Source organism: Vibrio makurazakiensis (assembly GCF_050337375.1).
In the GTDB taxonomy this organism is placed as follows: domain Bacteria; phylum Pseudomonadota; class Gammaproteobacteria; order Enterobacterales; family Vibrionaceae; genus Vibrio; species Vibrio makurazakiensis.
This window is the reverse complement of the sequence record NZ_JAKJSW010000090.1, coordinates 1-17,134: the sequence shown is the minus strand read 5'-3', so window position 1 is coordinate 17,134 and position 17,134 is coordinate 1. Positions and strand designations below refer to the sequence as shown.

The following is a 17,134-nucleotide window of genomic DNA, read 5'->3' as shown; positions in this document are numbered from 1 at the left end:
TTTTGAAACAGCTTGATATGCCAGATTATTCTTCTGAGATTTTACCTCCACCTCCCTCTATCAAAAGTGAAACGGTTTCCAACCCTCCTAAAATAAACCCAATTGCAAAGCTCGTTATGAAGCTGATCGGTATGAAATGGAATAGGGCTGGTATTTCGTTCAGCCAAAATGACATGGAACGCATGTTAAATAAATTCTGGCAAGTAAACAGTGAGTCGTCGCTACTGAGGTGGGGGTTAACGGAAGAAGAAACCAAGGCTCTCGTAACAAAGTGCCGTGAAAAACAAGTAACGGTCAACTCCGCATTGTGGACTGCATTTCTAATCGCTCAGCGTGAAATACAGGGTGATCAGGCTTCCTTCCGTAAAATGGCAGGAATGGCAATTAGCACTCGTGAGAAACTAACTTTCCCCGTTGGTGAAGAATTCGGCTTCTTTGCATCGTCAATGAGCCTTAAGTTTGACTGTAATTTGGAATTGCCCTTCTGGGATTCAGCTCGGACTATTCACAAAGAAATTAAAGAGGCTGTTGGAAAGACGGATCTGTTTCGCATGCTGGTGACTGAAAGACTTCCACCCAGTCTTTTGGACTCATTTTACTTTGCTAAATATGATGGCTTTCAGAATAAATTGGCAACAAAGATGCTCAAGCAAATGAACTGGGACAAAGTGTCATACGGTTACTCTATAACCAATGTAGGGCGAGTAGATATCGAGACTGAGTTTGGCTCTCGGACAATTCAGTCAATATATGGCCCGCTGCTTTACTCAGATGTAAACGAAAAGGTGGTGGGAATTACAACGGTTAATGGGCAGCTAACTTTCTCGATGACTGCTAGTACGAATAATGTCAGCCAGAATGAGATGAATGGGATCCGCAATCGAGTGATGGATTTGATATTCAAGGAAATCAGTGGTGAATAATATGAAGCAAAACGTTCCTGAAAAACTGAGTTATCTATACAACCGTTTAAGGGGTTAAGATATTTTTTCTAACCAGATAGAAGCAGTTTAGTTCACTGGTCGTCACTCGTTTTTGTTCAAAGGTGATTTACCAAAGCTTTGTCTCACTTTGAAAGTTGAAGGGCTAGATAACGTGGTTAAACCTTTAAAGCGAATGTGATTCCTCAGAAATTGTTAACCCCTCAGCGACTTGATGCAATTTATACAAAGTTGAAACATGGGTTTTCTAATCATGAAAAATGGTTACGGTACGTTCGTACACTCATAGAGTTACTGTGATATCTAAACGTTGTGTAACTTTCTTTCAACGAAAGATAGTCGATTTACTTGGACGTAAGTAAGGGGCGCCCTATGCTTTTAGCGATAGATCACTCTCTAGGGGGAGAGAGCGACCTTCAGGAGTTTAGGTTGGGCTTTTAACAGGAGTATAAATTCCCGTCGACTAAAACGGAATTTGGTTCGCCATTTTTATCTAGAATTGTTGCAGACGCTCGGTATCCTACTTTTAGATAGCCTAATTCACTTTCAAGATTCATCGCATGGGCAGGGTTCGTGCTGGCCATTTGGTAAGCGTGTTCTGGGCTAACGCCCCAATCAATAAGGTTCTTTACGGACTGAGCCATGGTGATATGCGCGCCTGCGAGGTTGCCTGCTTCGTTAACTAACTTACCATCTTTGACTCGAATCTTTTGACCATCAAGAATGAAGCTTTCATCAGGGTTTCCTACTGATGCCATTGCATCGGTAACCAGCACCATTTTGTCTTTTGGCTTAAGTTTGATAGCCATTAACAAGTTTTGTGGGTGAACGTGAATACCATCAGCAATGTAAGATGCCCAACAATCATCATCACTTAGTGCGACACCGACTGCGCCAAGCTCACGACCAGTTTGTGATGACATCGCGTTATATAGGTGGGTAAAACCATGGATGTTCTCACGCTTGCCAACGAGATCTAGCTCGGCAAGGTTGGTATGTCCTGCAGCAATGATGCAACCCTTATCTGATAGCCATTTGATGGATGCTGAGTCCACTTGCTCAGGCGCTAAAGTGATGAAGTTAATGCCTTGCGTTAGCCACGGAAAAGCGTCCAACTGTTCAATGCTCGGACTGTAGAAGTTATTTTCATCGTGAGCCCCCTTTTTTACAGGGTTTAGCCATGGACCTTCTAAGTGAATGCCTAGCAAACCATCAACTTTTTTCTCTATCCCTTGCTCAATTGCGTTTAGCGCCGCTGTCATAGCGGATGGCTTTTCGCTCACTAGGGTAGGTAATAGATACGCAGTGCCGCCTTTGCGGTGTGCTTTTATGATGGTTTCAATCGTGGGAACGGATTGAGCATCATTGAGCATCATGCCACCACCGCCGTTGACTTGAATATCGATAAAGCCTGGGGTAATGATAGCGTCCCCGTAACTAATCAAATCGACACTTGAATCGAGTTTGTCGATTGGGGTTATTTCGAGGATCCCGGTGCGATCAAACACTAAAGCGTGTTGCTCTAAGTAGCGTTCACCGTCAAACAAAGTGTGTGCGGTAATGGCTTTTAACATGATGCTATCCTTTTCTTATTTCGCTATTTTTGCACTAGCGGCTGCGTCGAGGTACCACGATGTTGCAACTTCTAGACGCGTTAGTGCGGAGCCAACAGTCACTGAAAGCGCACCGGCTTGGATTGCTTGTTTGCATAGTTCAGGAGAGTTGAATCTTCCTTCTGCCATAGTGAGATAGCCTGCTTGAGCAAACTTGGTAACCAGTTCAAAGTCTGGCTCTTCTGGAGTTGTCTCACCAGTGTAGCCAGAAAGCGTAGAGCCGATCAATTCAATGCCTTGGGAATGCGCCCAGAAGCCGTCTGCAAACTCGGCACAATCGGCCATACCAATACAACAAGATTGAACAATAGCTTGCGCAATGACTTGGCGAGTTTCCGGTCGAACTCGATCGGTCGCATCGAAAGCAATAATCGCTGCACCTGCTGCTTCTAATGCTTTCACATCATCAACAAAGGGTGTGATACGCACCGGGCTGTCAGGTAAATCTCTCTTTACTATGCCAATGATAGGGATGGATACGGCTTTCGCCACAGCAGCAACGCGTTCAGCTCTTTCTATTCTCAATGCTGGTGCACCTGCCATTTCTGCGGCCTTTGCCATAGCAACAACAAACTCAGTGGTATCGAGTGGACTTCCTTCAACTGGTTGGATAGAAACAACAATAGTGTCGGCCAGTGTTTTGGCTATTTTAGTGATATCCCAGTTCTTCATTACTCGCCTCTTAATATGATCTTTATTCTTCAGAACTTGTTTATGAGGCAGTTATACTACTGAAAATAATCTTCATCCATAGCGAAGATTATATTTTTTACACCGATCACAGATTTTCTTCATGGTGTTTGAAGAAAATTTTTATTGTGTTGATAATTGACTCGATTAAGGGAAGCTGCATAGCGGTTTAAATACAATTTTAATAAATCAAAGGGTTTGGAGGGTACATGAACGGTATCTTTTCTGTACTACAAAAGATCGGTCGGGCATTTATGTTGCCCATTGCTGTTTTGCCAATGGCGGGTATTTTACTTGGGGTTGGTGGGGCATTTACGAGTGGGCCACTCATTGAAACTTATAATCTGACCTTCTTAGCTCCAGGGACGCTTGCCAATCAGTTTTTGGTGCTCTGTTTCCAAGCGGGTCTATTCGTGTTTGTAAACCTACCATTGCTATTTGCAGTTGGCGTTGCGATTGGTATGGCGAATAATAATAAAGAAACGGCGGCACTCTCCGCAGTACTTGGCTTCTTACTATTCCACACAGTGATTGGTGCGGTACTTGGTTTCCAGGGCTTCTCACCAGATACTACCAGTGTTGAGGGGCTTATTGCGGCTGGCGCCAATGCGGATGAAGCGGTGGGTCTAGCCTCTCTGTATACTAAAGAGCTTGGCATATTTACCTTACAAACAGGTGTGTTTGGCGGTATTACGTGTGGCCTACTATCGGCGTTTATTACTAATCGTTTCTCAAATGTGACACTGCCTGATTACTTGGCGTTCTTTAGCGGAAACCGCTTAGTACCCGTCATGACAATGGTGTTCTTTATTCCGTTAGCATTTGCGTTCCCATTCATCTGGCCACCAATTTTTAAATCTATCGTTTTTGCAGGTGAAGCCTTCTCTGCAATGGGGTACATCGGTACTTTCTTCTACGGTTCATTGATGCGTCTATTGAACGTATTTGGTCTCCATCATGCGATTTACCCATTGTTCTGGTATACCGAACTAGGTGGCGTACAAGAAGTTGCCGGTGAAATGGTCGCTGGTGGTCAAAAGATTTTCTTTGCTCAGCTCGCTGATCCAGCGACGGTACATTTTAGCTCTGAAGCAACACGCACAATGACCGGTGGCTTCTTACCAATGATGTTTGGCCTGCCTGCCGCAGCTTTAGCTATGTACCGCTGTGCAGACGATAAGAATAAAGCGAAAGTAAAAGGTATCTTGTTCTCAGCTGCGTTAACGTCGTTCCTGACAGGTATTACTGAGCCACTAGAGTTTACTTTCTTGTTTGTTGCACCAGCATTGTACGCGGTACACGCAGTGCTAGAAGGTATCGCTTACATGCTGATGCACATGCTAGATGTCGCAGTTGGTATTACTTTCTCTCGCGGTATCATCGACTTTACCTTCTTTGGTTTGCTACAAGGGACAGCGAAGACATCGTATCAATGGATTCTGATCCTTGGCCCGATTTACTCTGTGATTTACTACTTCGTGTTCAGCTTTATGATTCGCAAGTTCAACTATTCAACACCGGGCCGTAACGATGCTGAGAGCAAACTTTACACACGTAAAGATTATAGCGGTAAAGAGGGTGGGCTGATTGATGACATCGTGACGAATTTAGGTGGTAAAGAGAACATTGCTTCGATTGACGCTTGTATCACTCGCCTGAGAATTACTGTGAAAGACAGTGAGTTGCCTGCCAGTGATGAGGTTTGGAAATCGTTGGATGCCAAAGGAGTGATTCGCTCCGGCAATGGTATTCAGTTGATTTACGGAACTCAGGCTGAAACCTATAAGAATCAGATAATCGAAAAATATCAGTTATAACAATTAATTGAGATAAGAGCCTAGCAATCGCTAGGTTCTTGTTGTTTGAAATTACGTTATACTCCCAGCGTTAGTTATGGAATCAAGAGCACTATGAACGCACAATCTCAAGTCAATTTACTCTCTCGCCTTCGCTATGGCATGGAAGGTTACAGCCCTAAATTAAAAAAAGTGGCTGATTTTATTGTATCTAACGCTGATAGCGCTCAATACCTAACCATTACAGAATTAGCAAGAGATACTACGACAAGTGAAGCGACCGTGATTCGCTTGTGTCGAGACTTGGGCTTTAAAGGTTACTCTGACTTTCGAATGGGATTGGCAATTGAGCTCAGCCAGCCGCGATCACAGAAAGCAAATGAACCCCTTAATGAGAATGCAGATCGAATTGACAGCGCGACCCAAAGTGCAATTACCAGCCTGCAAGACACCAGTACACTGATAGATAGAAAGCAGATTGATCGTATTTGTCAGATGATTCATGAAGCCGACAATATTCATTGTGTCGGTGTTGGGGCATCGAGCATTGTTGGTCGTTACTTATCTTTTCGCTTAACTCGAATAGGTAAATGCTCGACCATGTTTGAAGACACTCATATTGCAGCGATGCGTGCCGTTAAGTCGAAAGCAAGTGATCTGTGGTTTGCGATTTCAAGCTCGGGTTCAACGAAAGATGTGGTGTATGCTGCGACAAGAGCGAAGAGCCAACAGTCTCCAGTCGTGAGTTTAACTAACATTCGCCATAGCCCATTATCAGTGACTTCTGATGAAGTGTTGGTTGCCGCTAGACCAGAAGGTCCTTTAACTGGCGGTGCATTCGCATCGAAAGTTAGTGCATTGCTTTTGGTCGACGTCTTGATTAATCAGTTGGTGGCGGAGTATGAAGAGTACGCGGAATCGGTAAAAGATACCGCTGAAGTAACCATGGCGTTTATGGTTTAAGTTCAGTTCTGGTGTAAGCGCCCCATGAGCATATCAAGTGATATCACTTTGACGTTCCCATACTTGAGCCAATTTACGAATATCCAATCCGTTTTACTTGGTGAGGGTGGGATGTTTTAGAGGTGAGCAAGATACCATAAAGAACGACTTAACCACGCTCTAAGCGTCGTTAAGTCGTTATTGGTTTGAGGGTTAGGATTAATTGAGCGCTTTGATCAGAGTGATTTCACGTTTGATTTGTTTGCTCTCTTGTTCAGTAGCCTGCGCTAGTTTCTTTTCGCGTGTGGTTATAGCTGCTTGTTTGGCTTCGTCAGATTTGAACAACAGTTCTTTTACGTTGATAGAAGCGATGTTCGTGTAGCGGCCATCGTCGCTGGTTGGGATTGATATAACTCCATCGTTAACCAATGATTTTACTATCTCACGCTGTTCGTTGTAATGGCTGTCTAAACCCGAAAGTGTCCAACGTTGTTGAGGTTTGCCTTCATATTGACCGTTCTTTTCTTCTTTAAGGTACTTGATGGTCATATTACGGATCGTGCCTGCTTCTTCTCCATATTCGGCTTCAGTGTCAAAGAGTACAGGGAACGATTCGCCTTCTAGTACGCCACCTTTCTTGGTTAGGTGTCCCATTCGATAGCTATTCATACCAATACGTATTTCGGTTTCATCTGTAACCGGTGTGCCATCAGCAAATGCAAGGTTAGTGATACGTGTGCCTGGGGGCTGAGTAAGATCAATGGTATAAGTGACACCTGCGAAAAAGTCATTGGTAGAGTATTTTGATGCTCTTCGAACGGGGTTAAAGCTGTAGGTCGCATCACCGGGTTGCACTGAGTTGAAGTAGTCCGCAGACCATTCCATGTACGTTCTAAGCTCTTTGCCTGTCATCTGGTAGACAGAGATTTCACCACCTGCGTATTGGTAGTTGTACGCGATGTCTTTGGCTTTGATCGGGCCAACATCAAGCTCCGCATTATCATTGTCAATTTGGAGTGCGATGACATTGGCTTTTGGTGCATAGAAGAAGCTCGCTTCTTGGAATAGCGCACTAATGCCGGTGTCTTGAACGTGGACTTGAGGTATACCGCGGATTTCGTTTTCAGGAACCAAATCAACGCCGGTCAGCTGAGCGACAGGTTTATTCGCCATTTCTCGGAGTTGTTTGTGATAGGGTTGGTATAGCTCATCCATGTCCTCATCAGAATCTATACCTTTAATTTTATAGGTGAAGCTGTCTTTATTGATGAGAGTGAATTTGCCATCGCGCTCTTCAAATTGAAGGTCGATACGAGATAGGGCGCGGCCATATTTATCGGGCTCAGTGATAATAACGCCATTCACAACGGCTTTATCGATACGAGTATGCATGTGGCCAGCAACGATAGCATCTAGCTCTGGGTTTGCATTGGCAATATCAGTGACACCTGTGTCAGCTATGTCATTCTCGTTCTCAATCCCCATATGGGCAACCAACACGATGGCATCTACTTTATCATCAATTTCTTTGACGATTTTCTTCACTTCCAAAGTTGGATTAGTGAAGGTTACGCCTTCTAAACGGTTGGTACCTTGCGCAAAGACTTCTGTCATTGGAGTATCCATTCCTATCACACCGATCTTAATGCCACCACGATCTAGAATAGTGTAACCAGGCAAAAATGGATTGCCACTTTTGTTCTTGATGTTGCCACCTAGAGACTGTCCTTTAAATTGAGACACGGCTCTGTTGAGCGTTTTAAGCCCAAAGTCGAATTCATGGTTACCTAAAACCCACACATCATATTTCATGTGATTAAAGCCAAGCATCATTGGGTCAACTGGCTCATCTTTGAATGTTTCGACGAAGTTGCCTTGGATGGTATCGCCAGCGTCTACAAGGATAATGTTGGATTGCTCCTTGCGGATATCGCCCACTTTAGTCGCTATCTGGCTTAAACTACCACGAGTGTTGAGTTTATCAGCCGCGTAATCCCATGCCATAAAATGACCGTGAATATCGGAAGTACCAAGTATAGTGACATCGTGTATGTCGCCATCAGCAGCAAAGATTGGGGAGGCTAAAGAGAGTAGGATTACACTTGATAGTATGCGTCTTTTCATAAGTATGTTCACATCGTGTTTAAAGTATGACGCCACAATATAGAATAGAGATTATTTTATGGGTGACTAATGTCATACTTTTTATGACGCAAGGTCTTCATGTTTCATATAAATGTGACGACTGACCACCTTGCAACGGCTTAAGTTAGGATGTAAGCCACCTTAATACCTAAATCCGTCCTAAACTCTCGTGAAATTCAATCTGCATAAGTTAAAGGCAGCCTTACTAACTCTCGGCAGTAAGGTTTCTGATTACAATAGATTAATAAAACGCCCCACTTGCTCAATGTAAGTGGGGCTTTTTGCTTTTCGGTTAAGCGGGATATACACGATTTAGAAGATCAGTTGGTATAGGAAGCCTGCGCCAATTGCCATACTTAGAATAACGAATAAGAAGGCTGCAACCATTTGGTTCTTGAAGATCGATTTAAGTAAAATTACCTCAGTTAAACTTGCGCCAGCACTGCCTATGATCAAAGCCATTACTGCACCTAAACCCATGCCTTTCGCAGCTAATGCAGCACTTAATGGGATAACCGCTTCTGCACGAATGTAGAGTGGGATACCGATGACAGCTGCAAATGGGATAGCAAATGGGTTTTCTTCACTTGCCACACTCGCCACAAATTCAGTTGGCATAAAGCCGTAAATCATAGAGCCCAATGCAATGCCACCGACAAGGTATGGAAGTACTTTTTTGAAATCATTCCATGTGCTGTTCCATATTTTTACCCATTTGTTGACTGGTTTTGTTTTCCCGCCACATGTAGATCCACAACCTTTTGCTTCAGGTGCAATGTAAGCTTCTGGCTTTACGTATTTTTCAAACCCAAGCTTTTCTAATGTGTAGCCAGCAATCACGGATACGCCCATCGCGATAGCGAAATAGAAAACCGTTACTTTCAGGCCAAACGTCACAGCAAATAAGCCAATAATGATTGGGTTTAACAAAGGACTGGCAAACAAGAATACCATCATGGTGCCGAAGCCAGCTTTAGCTCTTAGTAGCCCTTTTAAGAAAGGTATGGTGGAGCACGAACAAAACGGTGTAATCGCGCCTAGAAATCCGGCTACGATGTAACCCTTACCATTTTTACCGCTTAAGATGCTTTGTATTTTTGCCGGCGGAATATACTCCTGCAACACACCAACTATGTAGCTAATCAACAAAAATAGGATGGTTAGCTCAACGGCTAAAAAAACAAACATGCCTAATGTATCCATAACCATATCTTGTGTAATGTTCATATTTTAAATCTCATTATTTCTGGAATAATCGAAATATACGCCTGCAAAAAATTAGTGTCAAATTAATTCTAGAAATATCGAAATATAAAATAAGGACGAAAAATGTAGCATGGTTTGGGAGAGGGTTATTTCTTTGTTTTATATGGTTTTTTGTTCGGTGTCCGTGATTGGTTAGATCAGGTTGAAAAGTCAGAAGTCATGAAATCGCGTTAGCTGCTGTTTGTAATATCAAGATGACTGAGTTTATAAGAGAGTGGAAAGTAAAGGGTAGGTGGTAGAAGTGGTTTGTCAGTTACTAAAATTCTGGTCGACCTAAGCCTCATGCTAGATGCTCTAAGGTCTTTCTTTATAGCTGCTAGCTTCGACTAACAGTTATTGCAGCCCTTGGACTTTTGGTTGTAGTCCATGATGTTACCTTGAGAATCTAAAGAGAAATCACAGCAGCGATTAAACAGGTTATGAAGTTTTCCACGGCTTTGTTTTACTCGTGATTTTAACGTTGAATAGTTAATACCATTTTTCTCAGCGTAATCTTTCTGTGCGATTTCTTCGATTTCGATGGCGATTAGAAGCTCTGAATCCGCTTTAGGCAGCTGCTTAATGAAAGGCAACAGGCAAAGAGAAAGGTCATCAATGACTTGTTCTTCATCCTCTTCCTGGTACCACAAATCTTCTGCTACCAAGTCGTTATGCCTACCGTTACGACGATAGAAATCAATAATCGTATTGTTCGCAATTTGAAACAACCAAGGCTTAATTTTACTGCTGTCAGTAATCGTTTTTAGATTCGTGTGAGTTTTAATTAAGACTTCTTGAAGGAGATCTTCTGCATCATGAGCGTTGGCTACTTTGCTATGTAGAAATGACTTAAGGCTTGCGTGGTATTCTGCCCAAATAGATTCAAGTTGCATCATGTGTCTCTGATTAATGTGAACCCAGTGATTATCCACTTTGACCGCTTTAAGAGTCAACAACCGTCACTTTATTGAGTTCGTGTGATGTACGAAAAAGCCCGTACGATTTTCATCATACGGGCTTTAATTCATGTCATGTCGAGCATGTTACAGGATGCTTTGAAAGCCTTAGTGGCGGTTTGGACCGTTTCGAACCAGATCTTTACCTGTTTCGAAAACTTCTTTAGTGATCCAGCGGCCTAATAACAACTTGTTGCTGCTATCGAATACTGCAACGAAGTGACGACCGTCTGAGTTGTTGGTCGCCATACCAATACCTTCAACACCTTGTAGGCCAAAGCCACCATTTTCAATATCAATTAGAAACTGTTCAAGGTCTTGTAGATTGTCAATGATATCAAGTTCGTTATTCATGTTTCTTACTCTTCAATTTTTATTGCTAACAAGCAATCAATACGGTCTAAATTAAACTTTCGCGACGTTCGCGATTCCTTCCAACTGAAGAACAGGTGCTGCATCAATGTCTTCCGCATTCATCATTGAAGATACGCGTTGCATTGAAGAAAGCAGCAGGCTTTGTTCCCAAGGTTCGAGGTTTTGGAATTTGTTTACAAAGTTATCTTGCAGAGGTGGCGGAGCACTGTTGAGAAGCGTTTGACCTTTTTCAGTCAAATTCGCGTGTACTTTACGGCGATCCGATTCACTACGTACTCGTTTTACGTAACCATTTAACTCTAAGCGATCGATAATCGTCGTCGTTGTTGCTTGGCTTACGTTGGTGTGATTGGACAATTCTTTGATCGTCACATTATGCATCTCTTGGATAGCTCTCATTAAGATCAATTGAGGGCCAGTCAAACCATACTCTTTACTCAGCTTCTTCGAATGTAAATCGATAGCTCGAATAATTTGGCGGATAGCGACTAGTATTTCGTCATGTTTTTCCAAGATGCAGACCTTTGTACAAATACATTGTTGAACGATTTACAGCGTTAATCTCAGAAGCAGAGATAGATAGGCACACTGTAAACTTAAAGTTTAGTAATTAATTTGCCGCATTGTACTGATGTTCATACTATTCTCAATCTTTTCTCATACACCATTTAGGGTAGAGCCCCTAATTATTAAATAATGTTGGCTGAAAAAATGCTATTGCGAATACTTTGTTCTTTAACTGATACGCATGGCCTTAACAGTAAGGTGGAGCGAGAAAAAGGTCACTCCACCCATTATGATTCGTTCAAGTGGTTGTTAAGCTGCATTATTTAGCTGAAAATTGCCAGTGAGTGCGCTATAGAATTCGCTGTCATCCAAAATACCAATGAGTTGGTTGTCTTCGACCAACAGAATTGGGTGGTTACTGATCTGCTTGAGTTTAATGGCGTCGCGCATGCCAATATCTGGGCTCGTTACAATCAGGCTAGAAGCGCTAATTGCGTTCAAGTCATCAGATTCACTCCACTCAACAAGTGCCAACGTCGGTTCACCTTTTACAGATAACGCACCTTCACTTTGTTCAATCCATAGATCTTTAGCATCACAGATTTTCCAGCTTTCATTTTCTTGCGTTAGCGAGTTAAGAGGCTGCATTAACGAGCGACCTTTTAATACGTTAAGCGGGTTAGTGTGAGCAACAAAGTCTTTTACGTATTCTGTTTTTGGCGTAAGCACTATCTCTTCAGGTTTACCGTGTTGAATCAACTTACCCGATTCCATGATCGCAATATTATTGCCAATTTTTAGCGCTTCATCTAAGTCGTGGCTTACAAACAAAATCGTTTTGTTAAGCTTGCTTTGTAACGTAAGCAGTTCATCTTGCAGTTGAGCTCGGATCAGCGGGTCAAGCGCCGAAAACGGTTCATCCATTAATAGAATGTCCGTGTCCATTGCAAAGGCTCGTGCCAAACCAACACGTTGCTGCATACCACCAGAAAGCTCGTGTGGATACTTTGTTTCCCATTCTGCTAGGCCAACCATCTCTAGTTGCTCACGAGCTTTAGCTCGGCGAACATCTTTGGCAACTCCTTGCATTTCAAGACCAAATGCCACGTTATCTAGCACAGTTAACCAAGGCATGAGAGCGAATTTTTGAAACACCATAGAGACACGGTGTGTACGAAGATGACGCAATGTTGCTTCGTCGCATTGTTCGCCTAAATCAACAAGCTTATCGCCATCTTTTATCGTGAGAGAACCACGGCTGATTTCGTTCAAACCATTAACAGCACGGAGCAAAGATGATTTCCCCGAGCCTGAAAGGCCCATGAGCACACAAATTTCGCCTTCTTCAACGGTCAGCGATACGTTATCAACGCCGACGACTTGGCCTGTCTCATCAATAATTTCCTGACGAGTTTTACCTTGATCCAGCAAGTTAAGTGCTTGATTCGTTTTGTCACCAAACACGACATCGAGGTTTTTAATTGTTATTGCGTCGAGCGCCTTATTTTCTTGCGGCACAGTTTTGTTTTCTTTAGGCATAGCTTTATTTACTCGAGTCATAATCAAGCTTCCTTCTGGTTTGGTGTTTTGCATAAGCGGTCAAGAATGATCGCAACCAATACAATCGCAAGTCCGGCTTCGAAACCTTGTGAGATGTTTACTGTGTTTAGCGCTCGAACAACTGGCTTACCAAGCCCATCAGCTCCTACAAGTGCAGCAATCACTACCATTGAAAGTGACAACATAATGCACTGTGTTACACCCGCCATAATACTTGGTAAAGCGGCTGGTAATTCCACTTTCATTAGGAGTTTCATACGGCTAGCACCAAAGGCTTTGCCCGCTTCGATAAGCTCTTCCGGCACTTTAGTCACGCCCAGATAGGTCAAACGTATTGGCGCGGCGATAGCAAAAATAATGGTCGAGATTAAGCCCGGAACGATGCCTAAACCAAATAGAACCAATGTCGGGATAAGGTACACAAACGTTGGAACTGTCTGCATTAAGTCGAGGATCGGTCGAAGTAATGTATAGAGCCAAGGGCGGTGAGCCGCCATGATGCCAACCGGTACGCCAATTAATACGGAAATCGTTGTCGCTGCGAACACGAGGACAAAGGTTTCCAGCATTTCTTGCCAGTAGCCAAGGTTCAAAATAGTGAGTAGCGCTGCGACAACGAATATCACAAGCGAAAGTTTGCGGTGTAAATACCAAGCGAGGGCAGCAGTAATGACGATAGGCAGAGCAGGTGGCATCCACTTAAATACATCGACTAAAAATAGAATAACGGTTTCTAGGAAGATAGAAATAGCATCAAAAAGGCCTGCAGCGTTGATTGTTAACCAGTCAACGCCAGCTTCCATCCATTGTCCGACAGGGATTTTGTTTTCCGTAATAAAATTCACAATATTGCCTTTGATTATTGGTGAGCCGAAGCTCACCTTTATTATTTATGTTGCTATGGGTAAAACTAAGCTTTTACTTGCTTTAGGTATTCAGTAACAGCTTGAGTTGCCGAATCACCTTTATGCGTTTTTACATTGTCTAGCCAAGCTTCTACTTGTTGTGGGTTGTTGTTTAACCATTGTTGCGCAGCTTTTTCAGGCTTAACGTTTTGGTTAAGAATGTCTTCCATCAGCTGGTTTTCCATCTCTAGAGTAAATTCTAGGTTTTGTAGAAGCTGGCCTACGTTTGCACACTCAGACAGGTAGTTTGAACGTACGTTTGTGTAAACATTCGCGCCACCGTAGTTCGGGCCGAAGAAATCATCACCACCAGATAGGTATTCCATTTCTACGTTGCTGTTCATTGGGTGCGGTGCCCAACCTAGGTAAACGATCCATTGGCTACGACGTGCTGCGCGAGAAACTTGAGACACCATGCCAGCTTCACTCGACTCAACAAGGTTGAATTCTTTAAGGCCGAATGCATCTGAATCGATCATAGATTGAATCAAACGGTTACCATCGTTACCCGGTTCGATACCGTAGATGCGGTCTTTAAACTTGTCGGCGTGTTTTGCAAGGTCAGCGAAGCTTTTCACACCTGCGTCATACACGTATTTAGGTACGGCTAGTGTGTATTTTGCGCCTTCAAGGTTGGCACGAACGGTTTCCACTGTGCCGGCTTCACGGTACTTCGCGATATCGCCTTCCATGGTTGGCATCCAGTTGCCTAGGAATACGTCAATGTCACCGTTTGCCATTGAAGAGTAGGTAACCGGTACTGAAAGTAGGTCGGTTTTTGTTTTGTAGCCAAGACCTTTTAATAGCTCAGTCGTTACCGCTGTTGTTGCGGTGATATCTGTCCAGCCTACATCTGCGAAACGAACGTTTTCACATTGTTGTGGCTCTACTGAAGCGTTAGCGTAAGCACTAAACGCAAATGAACTGATAGCTAATGTTGCGAGCGCCTTTTTTGTAGCGGTCTGTTTGTTTTGAGTCGTCATAATGATTCCTTTTTATCTTTCCTTTTGCAGCCCTAACTCATACTAACTAGGGCTGTTCTGCTGACTTTTGACTAATTTTTGTTGTTACTATTTTTTATTCAGTAACAGAGGCTTACGCTTCTCTTACTGGCTTGTTTATTCTTTGTTTCTCTTGCCATTCAGGTGCAATCCATACAGGGACGTCTTGCTCTTTAAGCGCTGGCTTACCAAGAATTAAATCGGAAGCGCGTTCAGCAACCATAATGGTTGGCGCGTTTAAGTTCCCGTTTGGAATGGTTGGGAAAACCGACGAGTCGACAACACGTAAACCGTCGATACCACGAACGCGACATTGTTCGTCCAGAACTGCCATTGGGTCATCATCTGAGCCCATTTTGCAGCCACATGAAGGGTGGTAAGCACTTTCAACATTCTGCTTCACCCATTCATCAATCGCGTCATCTGAAGTAATGTTCAGACCAGGCTGAATTTCTTCACCTCGGTATGTGTCCATCGCTGGCTGAGATAAAATCTCGCGCGTCAGACGAATACAATCGCGCCAATCTTGGCGGTCTTGTTCTGTCGAAATGTAGTTAAAAATGATTTCTGGTTTCGCGTGTGGGTCGGCAGAAGTAATCGCAACCGTGCCACGACTCTCTGGCTTGTTAGGGCCAACGTGTACTTGGAAACCATGGCCATCAAAGGCCGCTTGGCCGTCATAACGCATCGCTGCTGGTAGGAAGTGATATTGAATATTTGGCCACTTCAATCCTTTACGAGAGCGAATGAAGGCGCACGATTCAAAGTGGTTAGTTGCACCTAGGCCTTTGCGAGTCAAAATCCATTCCGCGCCAATCATGCCTTTGCTTACTAAGCCAAGTTTGCTGTTGAGCGTAATCGGWTCGTTACAGTGGTATTGGAAATACACTTCTAAATGATCTTGCAGGTTTTCACCGACACCATTCAGTTCGTGTATCACTTCAATACCCGCTTTCTCAAGAACCGCTTTCGGGCCGATACCAGAAAGTTGCAACAGTTGAACCGAACCAATAGAACCCGCAGAAGAGATGACTTCTTTGTTCGCCATAGCAGTTTGGACGTTGCCAGACTTTTCAAACTTAACGCCTACGGCTTTCTTACTTTGGTCAGATTGAACCTCGAGCAAGAACTTGCGAGCCACGATACCTTTTTTCAAAGTAAGGTTTGGGCGCTTCAATGCACGACGTAGATAAGCGTTTGAGGTTGAGGCTCTAACACCTTTGTCTACGGTCATGTGCATAGTGCCGAAGCCTTCTTGCTGGTAGCCGTTGTAGTCTTGTGTTTCTGGGTACCCAGCGTCTTTACCTGCATCGATGAACGCTTGGTAAAGAGGGTTGAGCTCCATATCGTTACCGTTACAAGTACCTACGGGGCCGTTATCACCACGATAGTCATCACCACCTTTGTTCCACGATTCGGCACGGCGGAAGTAAGGCAAGCATGCTTGGTAGTTCCAACCCGCAGCGCCTTGCTCTTCCCACTCATCAAAGTCACATGCATGACCACGAACATAAACCATGCCGTTGATTGATGAACTGCCACCTAACACTTTGCCACGTGGGCAATGCAGTTCACGCCCATCAAGGCCTGGCTCTTGCAGAGTTTCAAATTGCCAAGCGTACTTTTCGGTATTCATTGGGTAAGAAAGCGCGGTTGGCATTTGGATGAAAATGCTTTTATCTGTACCACCAGCTTCGAGTAATAAAACGCTATGTTCACCGCTTTCCGTTAGCCTATCCGCTAACACACAGCCGGCCGAACCCGCGCCGACGATAATATAATCGTAGCGTTGTTCCATGTTGTGATTTCCCTGAGATGAGTCAGTAGGACTAGCTCTGTTACGCTAGCCCATGAAATTGAGTGTTACGCGTTAAGCATAAGGACTGGCGTAGTCGCCTAGCTCGATAAGAATGCTCTTAGTCTGCGTATAGTGGAGTAGAGTCTCTGGTCCATTCTCACGGCCGATACCCGAAAGTTTGTAGCCACCAACAGGCATTTCTGCAGGTGAATCACCCCACGTGTTAACCCAGCAAATACCTGCCTGCATTTGGTGAATAACGCGGTGAGCACGAGAAAGGTTTTGCGTGAACACGCCAGCCGCAAGGCCGTATTTAGTGTCGTTAGCACGGCGAATCACATCGTCTTCGTCAGTAAACTTCATTACAGACATTACAGGGCCAAAGATCTCTTGTTGGACGTGTGGCATGTTGTCTTCGCAATCCACAAACACGGTTGGGATAACAAAGTTGCCATTTTCTAGACCGTTGTCCGTCACTTGATAGCCGCCAGTCAGCAGGGTTGCACCCGACTGTTTAGCCTGCTCAATCGCTTCAAGGACTTTTGAAAGGTGCTCTTTAGAAATCAACGCACCAATTTGAGTTTCCATGTCCATTGGGTTTCCAATGATCAGCTTCTCAGTGCGTGTTTTGAGTTGGTCGATGAATGCGTTGTAGATGTT

The 17,134-nt window shown here is 43.8% G+C and carries 15 protein-coding genes; 3 read left to right on the top strand and 12 right to left on the bottom strand.

Annotation, left to right across the window (positions count from 1 at the left end):
- Positions 1-923, top strand: a 923-nt coding sequence (locus tag L4C33_RS11815) for a hypothetical protein (protein WP_428812632.1), incomplete at its 5' end; no start/stop codon positions are given.
- Between the two features lie 455 nt (positions 924-1,378).
- On the opposite strand, the gene nagA is transcribed toward L4C33_RS11815, so the two are convergent.
- Together nagA and L4C33_RS11805 are read right to left on the bottom strand one after the other, a co-directional pair.
- Positions 1,379-2,515, bottom strand: a complete 1,137-nt coding sequence (gene nagA / locus L4C33_RS11810) for an N-acetylglucosamine-6-phosphate deacetylase (RefSeq protein ID WP_428812631.1) — start codon at positions 2,513-2,515, stop codon at positions 1,379-1,381.
- 15 nt (positions 2,516-2,530) lie between these two features.
- Positions 2,531-3,226: an N-acetylmannosamine-6-phosphate 2-epimerase gene (locus tag L4C33_RS11805; protein ID WP_428812630.1), complete on the bottom strand. Its 696-nt coding sequence runs from the start codon at positions 3,224-3,226 to the stop codon at positions 2,531-2,533.
- 227 nt (positions 3,227-3,453) lie between these two features.
- Here L4C33_RS11805 and L4C33_RS11800 point away from each other — a divergent pair, with 227 nt between their 5' ends.
- Positions 3,454-5,061, top strand: a complete 1,608-nt coding sequence (locus L4C33_RS11800; RefSeq protein ID WP_428812629.1) for a PTS transporter subunit EIIC — start codon at positions 3,454-3,456, stop codon at positions 5,059-5,061.
- A gap of 93 nt (positions 5,062-5,154) precedes the next feature.
- Positions 5,155-6,003 carry a MurR/RpiR family transcriptional regulator gene (locus L4C33_RS11795; protein WP_428812628.1) on the top strand — a complete coding sequence of 283 codons (849 nt, stop codon included), beginning with the start codon at positions 5,155-5,157 and terminating at the stop codon, positions 6,001-6,003.
- Positions 6,004-6,201: 198 nt separating this feature from the next.
- Here the strand turns inward: L4C33_RS11795 and L4C33_RS11790 are convergent, their stop codons facing one another.
- From L4C33_RS11790 to L4C33_RS11745, 10 genes are all read right to left on the bottom strand, one after another.
- Complete coding sequence (locus L4C33_RS11790) at positions 6,202-8,106, bottom strand: bifunctional metallophosphatase/5'-nucleotidase (RefSeq protein ID WP_428812627.1); 1,905 nt, start codon at positions 8,104-8,106, stop codon at positions 6,202-6,204.
- A gap of 333 nt (positions 8,107-8,439) precedes the next feature.
- On the bottom strand, positions 8,440-9,354 hold the full coding sequence (locus L4C33_RS11785; protein WP_428812626.1) for a permease: 915 nt from the start codon (positions 9,352-9,354) through the stop codon (positions 8,440-8,442).
- Between the two features lie 365 nt (positions 9,355-9,719).
- Positions 9,720-10,265, bottom strand: a complete 546-nt coding sequence (gene sigZ, locus L4C33_RS11780) for an RNA polymerase sigma factor SigZ (protein WP_428812633.1) — start codon at positions 10,263-10,265, stop codon at positions 9,720-9,722.
- A gap of 171 nt (positions 10,266-10,436) precedes the next feature.
- Positions 10,437-10,682, bottom strand: a complete 246-nt coding sequence (locus L4C33_RS11775; RefSeq protein ID WP_428812625.1) for a hypothetical protein — start codon at positions 10,680-10,682, stop codon at positions 10,437-10,439.
- 51 nt (positions 10,683-10,733) lie between these two features.
- Positions 10,734-11,216: a MarR family winged helix-turn-helix transcriptional regulator gene (locus L4C33_RS11770; protein WP_428812624.1), complete on the bottom strand. Its 483-nt coding sequence runs from the start codon at positions 11,214-11,216 to the stop codon at positions 10,734-10,736.
- 303 nt (positions 11,217-11,519) lie between these two features.
- Positions 11,520-12,770 (bottom strand): choline ABC transporter ATP-binding protein, encoded by a 1,251-nt coding sequence (gene choV, locus L4C33_RS11765; RefSeq protein ID WP_428812623.1) that lies wholly within the window; start codon positions 12,768-12,770, stop codon positions 11,520-11,522.
- A gap of 2 nt (positions 12,771-12,772) precedes the next feature.
- Entirely contained in the window at positions 12,773-13,615 is an 843-nt protein-coding gene (gene choW / locus L4C33_RS11760) for a choline ABC transporter permease subunit (RefSeq protein WP_428812622.1), read from the bottom strand.
- A gap of 65 nt (positions 13,616-13,680) precedes the next feature.
- Entirely contained in the window at positions 13,681-14,658 is a 978-nt protein-coding gene (locus L4C33_RS11755; protein WP_428812621.1) for a choline ABC transporter substrate-binding protein, read from the bottom strand.
- A 112-nt stretch (positions 14,659-14,770) separates the two neighbouring features.
- Positions 14,771-16,474 carry a choline dehydrogenase gene (betA, locus tag L4C33_RS11750; RefSeq protein WP_428812620.1) on the bottom strand — a complete coding sequence of 568 codons (1,704 nt, stop codon included), beginning with the start codon at positions 16,472-16,474 and terminating at the stop codon, positions 14,771-14,773.
- A 72-nt stretch (positions 16,475-16,546) separates the two neighbouring features.
- The coding region (locus tag L4C33_RS11745) for an aldehyde dehydrogenase family protein (RefSeq protein WP_428812619.1) at positions 16,547-17,134 on the bottom strand (588 nt) is incomplete at its 5' end.